This window comes from Streptomyces sp. NTH33 (assembly GCF_003236365.1).
In the GTDB taxonomy this organism is placed as follows: Bacteria; Actinomycetota; Actinomycetes; order Streptomycetales; family Streptomycetaceae; genus Streptomyces.
This window is the reverse complement of the sequence record NZ_POTZ01000368.1, coordinates 1-7,006: the sequence shown is the minus strand read 5'-3', so window position 1 is coordinate 7,006 and position 7,006 is coordinate 1. Positions and strand designations below refer to the sequence as shown.

Annotated in this window: 7 protein-coding genes; all 7 read left to right on the top strand. The window is 69.6% G+C overall.

The features are described 5' to 3' along the window. Window positions 1-175: 175 nt before the first annotated feature. Window positions 176-589, top strand: coding sequence for a hypothetical protein (locus C1I97_RS27495; protein ID WP_111005840.1), 414 nt, complete (start codon window positions 176-178; stop codon window positions 587-589). Between the two features lie 130 nt (window positions 590-719). Beyond that, entirely contained in the window at window positions 720-914 is a 195-nt protein-coding gene (locus C1I97_RS27490) for a hypothetical protein (protein ID WP_111005839.1), read from the top strand. Between the two features lie 131 nt (window positions 915-1,045). Beyond that, a complete protein-coding gene (locus C1I97_RS27485) occupies window positions 1,046-2,086 on the top strand; it encodes an NUDIX hydrolase (RefSeq protein WP_111005838.1) in 1,041 nt (346 codons plus the stop codon). Window positions 2,087-2,359: 273 nt separating this feature from the next. Continuing rightward, window positions 2,360-4,174, top strand: a complete 1,815-nt coding sequence (locus C1I97_RS27480; protein ID WP_111005837.1) for an ABC transporter family substrate-binding protein — start codon at window positions 2,360-2,362, stop codon at window positions 4,172-4,174. A 79-nt stretch (window positions 4,175-4,253) separates the two neighbouring features. Next, window positions 4,254-5,240: an ABC transporter permease gene (locus C1I97_RS27475; RefSeq protein ID WP_111005836.1), complete on the top strand. Its 987-nt coding sequence runs from the start codon at window positions 4,254-4,256 to the stop codon at window positions 5,238-5,240. Then, window positions 5,233-6,153: an ABC transporter permease gene (locus C1I97_RS27470; RefSeq protein WP_111005835.1), complete on the top strand. Its 921-nt coding sequence runs from the start codon at window positions 5,233-5,235 to the stop codon at window positions 6,151-6,153. Before C1I97_RS27475 ends, C1I97_RS27470 begins: the two co-directional genes overlap by 8 nt. Continuing rightward, window positions 6,150-7,006 (top strand): ABC transporter ATP-binding protein (locus C1I97_RS27465; RefSeq protein ID WP_258382760.1); only part of this gene is annotated, 857 nt, incomplete at its 3' end. The genes C1I97_RS27470 and C1I97_RS27465, both read left to right, overlap by 4 nt.

The window sequence follows — 7,006 nt, the reverse complement described above, 5'->3', positions numbered from 1 at the left end:
GGTGAGGGCGCAGCAGAGCGTGAGCGGGGGCGGAAACGCCATGGCTCCCTTCATGATGGTGTGAGGTGTCGTGGCCATCGTGTTCGGCGGGGGGACGGCTGCCGATTATCGCGGTGCCGCACTGCGGAGAATGCGAGTCAACGGTCGGCCGTGGCGACCGAAATCGCCTCGCGGCATGGCGTTCGTCCGGATGCTCGGCGGAGTCTTCGCTCTGATCGGTGCCGGGCTGCTCGCCCAGGGCGCATTGAAGCTCGGACCGAGTGGCGGGGTGGAGTGGGAGAGCCTCCCGCGCACCGGCCTGCCAACCTGTCTCGTGCTGACGTCTCTCGTCATGATGAGCGCGGTCCTCCAGTGGCGGCGGAGAAACCCCGGCCTTCTGCGGACGGCCTGGTCGGCCGAGGTCGTCCAGCGCGTCGCGGCAGCGCTGGTCACCCTTGCGCCGCCCTTGCTCATCGTTGCCTGGTGGGCGTTGGGGCCGGGCCCGCTCAGTGCGGCACCGGGGCTGGTCGCCGCCTCACTGGTGCTCTTCCCGGGGCAGGAGCGGCCGGACGAGCACGACGACCCGCTGGGCGACCCCGGCACCCTGTGACAGCCGGCGAAAGGTGGTCCTCCTGCTCCTGCGGCGCCACTTCATCGCCGGGCCGACCCTGGAATCAACGGGGGCGACGTCCGGCGGTCCACGGCGTGACCTCCGGGCGGTCGCGGCAGTTGGACGGGGCATGAAGAAGCGCAGCATGCTCGCCCTCGCCTCCCTGGCCACCGGGTTCGTCGTGGCCGCCGTCACTCCCTCGCACGCCGCCGAGCACGGCCGGCTCGGTGAACCGGGCGTGAAGGACGCCGTGGGCGCCGTCGACCAGGTCCTCGGACAGGACGGCCTCCTCACGGACGACGAGGCCCCGCGGCACCGCCGCTGAGCCGGCCGGACGCGGCGCCGGTGCCCCGGCCGGGGCACCGGCGCCGTCCTGTGGGCGCCCTCAACTGGGGCGGGTTTCCGTGGCAGGGTGGAGCGGGCAAGCCACAGGGGGCCAACAGAAGAGGGGGACCCGTGATCGTCTGGATCAACGGCGCTTTCGGTGCGGGTAAGACCACCACCGCACGGGAACTGATCGAGCTGATCCCGAACAGCACGCTCTTCGACCCCGAGGTCATCGGCAGCGCGCTCACGTATCTGCTGCCGCCCGAACACCTCGCCGAGGTCGGCGACTACCAGGACCTGCCGATCTGGCGGCGCATGGTGATCGACACGGCCGCCGCGATGCTCGCCGAGCTGGGCGGAACCCTCGTGGTCCCCATGACCCTGCTGCGCCAGGAGTACCGTGACGAGATCTTCGGCGGCCTCGCCGCCCGCCGCATCACCGTCCGGCACATCCTCCTCGCCCCGGCCGAAACGATCCTGCGGGAGCGGATAGCCCGCCGCGAGGTCCCGCCCGACCTGCCCGACGGCGAGATGCGCGTACGGCAGTGGTCCCACGACCACATCGAGCCCTACCGCGCCGCCCTCGCCTCCTGGCTCACCGCCGACGCCCACCCCGTCGACACCGGTGCCCTCACCCCGTACGAGACGGCCGCCCGGATCGTCGAGGCCGTCAGCAGCGGTGCCGTGCCCGTCTGCGACATCGTGCAGACCCCGGAACCCACCGGCGAGACGGTCGCCTCCGGGGTGCTCCTCTTCGACGAGCGGGACCGCGTGCTGCTCGTCGATCCCACCTACAAGCCCGGCTGGGAGTTCCCCGGCGGCGTCGTCGAACCCGGCGAGGCCCCGGCCCGCGCGGGAATGCGCGAGGTCGCCGAGGAGACCGGGGTACGGCTGGACGACGTGCCCCGCCTGCTCGTCGTCGACTGGGAGCCGCCCGCGCCCCCCGGTTTCGGCGGTCTGCGCTTCCTCTTCGACGGCGGCCGGCTGGACTCCGCGGCGGCCGAGCGCCTGCTGCTGCCCGGCCCCGAGCTGCGCGACTGCCGCTTCGTCACCGAGCGGGAGGCCGCCGGTCTGCTGCCGCCCGTGCGCTACGAACGGCTGCGCCGGGCGCTGCGGGCGCGTGAGCGCGGAGCGGCGGTGTACCTGGAGGCGGGCATCCCGGTCGGCTGACGGCCGTTCGTGAGCCCCTCGGGGGTCTCCTGCAACTCCCCTCGTTTTCCGCGATGTCGGCCGAAAACCTCTCCTCCCGGCCGCGCCACCAGGTGACTTTGCCCGGTGTGGGGGGTTCCGAGGGGAAAACCAGAGGGAATTGTCGCCGTCCCGGTATGAACACGGGACCGAAGAAAGTACAGGAGCGTCCTACCGTCGGGTACGCAGCTCAGTTCTCCCGCGGCCGCCGGCCGGCGTGACACGGCCGGGTCTTCCGCCTGTCGAAGGAGGGACATGCGCGTGCAACGATCGGCTCTCACCAGGGGACTCACGCTCGCCGCCGGGCTCACCCTGGTCCTGGCCGCATGCAACAGCGGTGGAGGCGGCGACTCCGGCAAGAACGACTCCGCCGGGCTCGCGTCCTGCGCAACCCAGGGCAAGGCCAACACCTGCAACTCCGGCGCCACCAAGCCAGGAGGAACGTTCACCTACACGCTGGAGAAGAACATCCAGCAGTGGAACGTCCAGGACGCCAACGGCAACACCTTCGAGAACGGTGAGGCGCTGGGCGTCGTCCTGCCCCAGGTCTTCGTCCCCCAGCCCGACTTCTCCGTCGCCCTCAACACCGACCTGGTCACCTCCGCGACCCAGACGAGCACCAGCCCGCAGACCCTCGTCTACAAGATCAATCCCAAGGCGTCCTGGAACGACGGCATTCCCATCACCGCCGACGACTTCCTCTACTACTGGCGCACCAACAACGGCAAGGACTGCCCGCCGCCGCCCGCGAGCGACGAAAGCCAGACCAAGGGCTGCCTGCCGCAGAGCACGGCGGGCTACGACAGGATCAAGTCCGTCACCGGCTCCGACGACGGCAGGACCGTCACGGTGGTGATGGCCAAACCCTTCTCCGACTGGAAACAGCTCTTCGGCGCCGGCTACCCGCTCTATCCGGCGCACGTCGCCGAGAAGCTCTCCGGCGCCAAGGCGGGCGACGCCGCGCACATGACGGCCGCGCAGATGACGGAGGGCTGGCAGTACTTCCAGAAGACCCCGCCGTCCAAGTACGCGACCGCCGGCCCGTACAGGATGCAGGACTGGACGGACAACGACCACGCCACCTTCGTGCCCGACCCCAAGTGGTGGGGGAAGACCAAGCCGTCCCTGGACCGGCTGATCTTCAAGGTCATCACGGACGCCACGCAGGAGCCCACCGCCCTGCGCAACAACGAGGTCCAGGCCATCTACCCGCAGCCCGAGGTCGACCTGGTCAACCAGATCAAGGCCATCCCGAACGTCACCTACACCATCGGCAACGGCCTGATCTGGGAGCACTTCGACCTCAACCTGCACAACCCGGTGCTCGGCAAGTACAAGGCACTGCGCCAGGCGATGTTCACCGCGATCGACATCAAGGACATCGTCTCCAAGACGGTCGGCCAGTTCGACCCGAAGACCAAGCAGCTCGGCAGCCACAACTACGTTCCCGGCCAGGCCGGTTACCAGGATCTCGTCACCGGTACGGGACAGGGGACGGGTGATCTCGGGAAGGCGAAGAAGTACCTCATCGACGCGAAGTTCACCGGAGTCGGTACGGCCCTGAAGACGCCGGACGGCAAGGCCGTCGGCCCCTTCAACTGCCGTTACACCACCGGCAACCAGATCCGGCAGAGCGAGTGCCAGATCCTGCAGAGCAACCTGGCGAGCCTCGGCATCAAGGTCACCATCAAGCCGATCGGCGCGGCCGACCTCGGCACCGTCCTGGTGGGGCACCAGTACGACATCATCGTCTTCGCCTGGGTCGGCTCCCCGTTCCCCAGTGCCAACGCCCAGCAGAACTGGGTGACGGGCGGCGGCGGCAACTACGGCGGCTACAGCGACAAGAGGGTCGACCGGCTGATCACCCAGGCCGTCGGCGAGACCGACCAGGCCAAGGCCGCCTCGCTGCTCAACCAGGCCGACAAGATCGTGGTGGACGACGCCTACGTGCTGCCGCTCTACCAGAAGCCGACGTTCCTCGCGGTGCAGAAGCGGTTCGTGAACATGCGGGACAACGCCACCAACGTGGGCCCGCCGTACAACACCGCCGAATGGGGCCTGAAGAAGTAGGCCCGGCGGCATCCTCGTTCACCTGCCCGGCCCCGGCGACCCCGGGGCCGGGACCGGTCCCTGCTGAAGAGAAGGCCGCATGCTCGCCTACACCGTGCGCCGCATCCTCGTCTCCGTCCCGGTCCTGATCGCCTCCACGTTCATCGTCTTCCTGGTCGTCGTCAACTCCGGCGACCCGGTCGCCAACTTCGCCACCTCACGGCAGCCCGCCCCCAGCCAGGCCGCCGTCGACGCGTTCGCCCGGCACATCCACGCCGACCAGCCCGCGGCCGAGCGCTACTGGAACTGGATCACCGGAGTGCTGCACGGCGACTGGGGACCGTCCGTACAGGCCAACCTGGACATCGGGCACGACCTGTTCACCCGCTTCCGGGTCACCGTCACCCTGGTCGCCGCCTCCCTCGTCATCGCGCTGATCATGGCCGTGATCTTCGGGGTGTTCAGCGCGATCCGCCAGTACAGTGCCACCGACTACGCCATCACCTTCTTCGGTTTCCTGTTCCTCGCCATGCCGGTGTTCTGGTTCGCCGTCCTGCTCAAGCAGGCCGGAATCTGGTTCAACGAACAGACCGGCAGCCAGTTCCTCGGCACCATCGGCGAGAAGTCGCCGTATCTCGACGTCGGCACCCCCTGGAACCGGTTCACCGACCACGTCGGCCATCTCGTCCTGCCCACCATCACACTCGCCCTGGTCTCCTTCGCCTCCTGGACCCGCTACACCCGCGCCTCCCTGCTCGAGGTGCTGAACAGCGACTACGTACGGCTGGCCCGGGCCAAGGGCCTCAGGCGCGGCAAGGTCCTGGTGCGGCACGCCCTGCGCACCGCCCTCGTCCCGCTCACCACCGTCACCGCGCTGGACGTCGCGATCGTCCTGGGCGGCGCCGTCATCACGGAGACGATCTTCCAGTGGCACGGCATGGGCGAGATGCTCGTCCAGTCGGCGCAGACCGTGGACGTCTACCGGACCATGGCGTGGCTGCTGCTGTCCGCCGTCGTCGTCATCGGGTTCAACCTCGTCGCCGATCTCCTCTACGCCGTACTCGACCCGAGGATCCGCTATGACTGACACCGAGGCCCCCGGGTCCGCCGGCACCCACCTGCCGCCCGTCGACCACGAGTTCACCGTCCGATACCGCAGCCGGACCCGGCTGGTGCTGCGCCGTTTCGTGCGCCACCGGGCCGCCATGGTCAGCCTGGTCGTGTTCGTGCTGATCGTGCTGTGGGCGTTCGTCGGCCCGCACCTGTGGCACTACTCGTACCAGAAGTACACCCCCGACAACTCCCAGGCGCCGTCCTGGAAGCACCCCTTCGGCACCAACGCCTCCGGCTACGACGCCTACGCCCAGGTCATGCGCGGCACCCAGACCTCCCTGAAGGTCGCCATCCTGATCGCGCTCGGCTCCACCGCCGTCGGCGCGATCTGGGGCGCGGTCGCGGGTTTCTACCGGGGCGTCGTCGACGCGATCATGATGAGGATCGCCGATCTCGTGCTGACGCTCCCGCTGTTCGCGATCGCGCTGGTCATCTCCTCGCGCAGCGGCGGCTCCTGGTACTGGATCGCCGTGGTCATCGCCGGACTGACCTGGGCGTACGTCTCCCGGGTCGTGCGCTCCACGGTGCTGTCGCTGCGCGAGAAGGAGTTCGTGGAGGCGGCGCGGGCGCTCGGCGCCTCGGACCCGTGGATCATCTTCCGGCACCTGCTGCCCAACGCGCTCGGACCGATCATCGTCAACGCGACCGTGCTGGTGGCCACCGGCATCCTCACCGAGACGGCCCTGTCCTTCGTGGGCTTCGGCGTGCAGCCGCCCGACACCTCGCTCGGGCTGCTCGTCTCCCAGGCGCAGACGGCGGTCGACACCCGGCCCTGGCTCTTCTACATCCCCGGCTTCTTCATCATCGCCATCGCCCTGACCATCAACTTCATCGGCGACGGGCTGCGCGACGCCTTCGACCCCCGGCAGCAAAGGGTGCGACAGTGACGACCACCAGCCATGGAGTGCGCGAGGTCCCGGTCACGGACGCCGTGCTCGAAGTCGACGACCTGAGCGTGGAGTTCCCCACGGAGGACGGGACCGTCCGGGCCGTGCGCGGCGTCGGCTACCGGCTCGAGCGCGGCGACTCGCTGGGCATCGTCGGCGAGTCGGGATCCGGGAAGTCGGTCACCGCGCTCGCCGTGATGGGACTGCTGCCCGCCACCGCCCGGGTGCGCGGGTCGGTGCGGTTCGAGGGCACCGAACTGCTCGGGCTGTCCGACGCCCGGCTGTCCGGCCTGCGCGGCAGCGGCATCGCCATGATCTTCCAGGATCCGATGACCTCACTGAACCCGGTCTACCCCGTCGGCTACCAGATCACCGAGACCCTGCGGCGGCACAACCCGGACCTGACGTCCCGCGCCGCCCGCGCCCGCGCCGTCGAACTGCTGGGCACGGTCGGCATCCCCAGCCCCGAGCGGCGCGTCGACACCTACCCGCACGAGATGTCCGGCGGCATGCGCCAGCGCGTCGTCATCGCCATCGCCATGGCGAACGACCCCGACGTGATCATCGCCGACGAGCCGACCACCGCCCTGGACGTCACCGTGCAGGCACAGATCCTCGAGGCACTTCAGACCGCCCGCGCCCAGACCGGCGCCGCCCTCGTCCTGATCACCCACGACCTGGGCGTGGTCGCCGGCCACACCGACCGGGTCGCCGTGATGTACGCGGGCCGGATCGTCGAGACCGGGTCGGTGGAGGACATCTTCTACACCCCGCGCATGCCCTACACCCTCGGCCTGCTCGGTTCCCTGCCCCGCCTGGGCCGTGAGGAGCAACGCCTCACCCCCATCACCGG

Bases quoted from the DNA above. Each gene is read 5' to 3' on its own strand.
- C1I97_RS27495 (WP_111005840.1), top strand. From the start codon at position 176: ATGGCGTTCGTCCGGATGCTCGGCGGAGTCTTCGCTCTGATCGGTGCC.
- C1I97_RS27490 (WP_111005839.1), top strand. From the start codon at position 720: ATGAAGAAGCGCAGCATGCTCGCCCTCGCCTCCCTGGCCACCGGGTTC.
- C1I97_RS27480 (WP_111005837.1), top strand. From the start codon at position 2,360: ATGCGCGTGCAACGATCGGCTCTCACCAGGGGACTCACGCTCGCCGCC.
- C1I97_RS27475 (WP_111005836.1), top strand. From the start codon at position 4,254: ATGCTCGCCTACACCGTGCGCCGCATCCTCGTCTCCGTCCCGGTCCTG.
- C1I97_RS27470 (WP_111005835.1), top strand. From the start codon at position 5,233: ATGACTGACACCGAGGCCCCCGGGTCCGCCGGCACCCACCTGCCGCCC.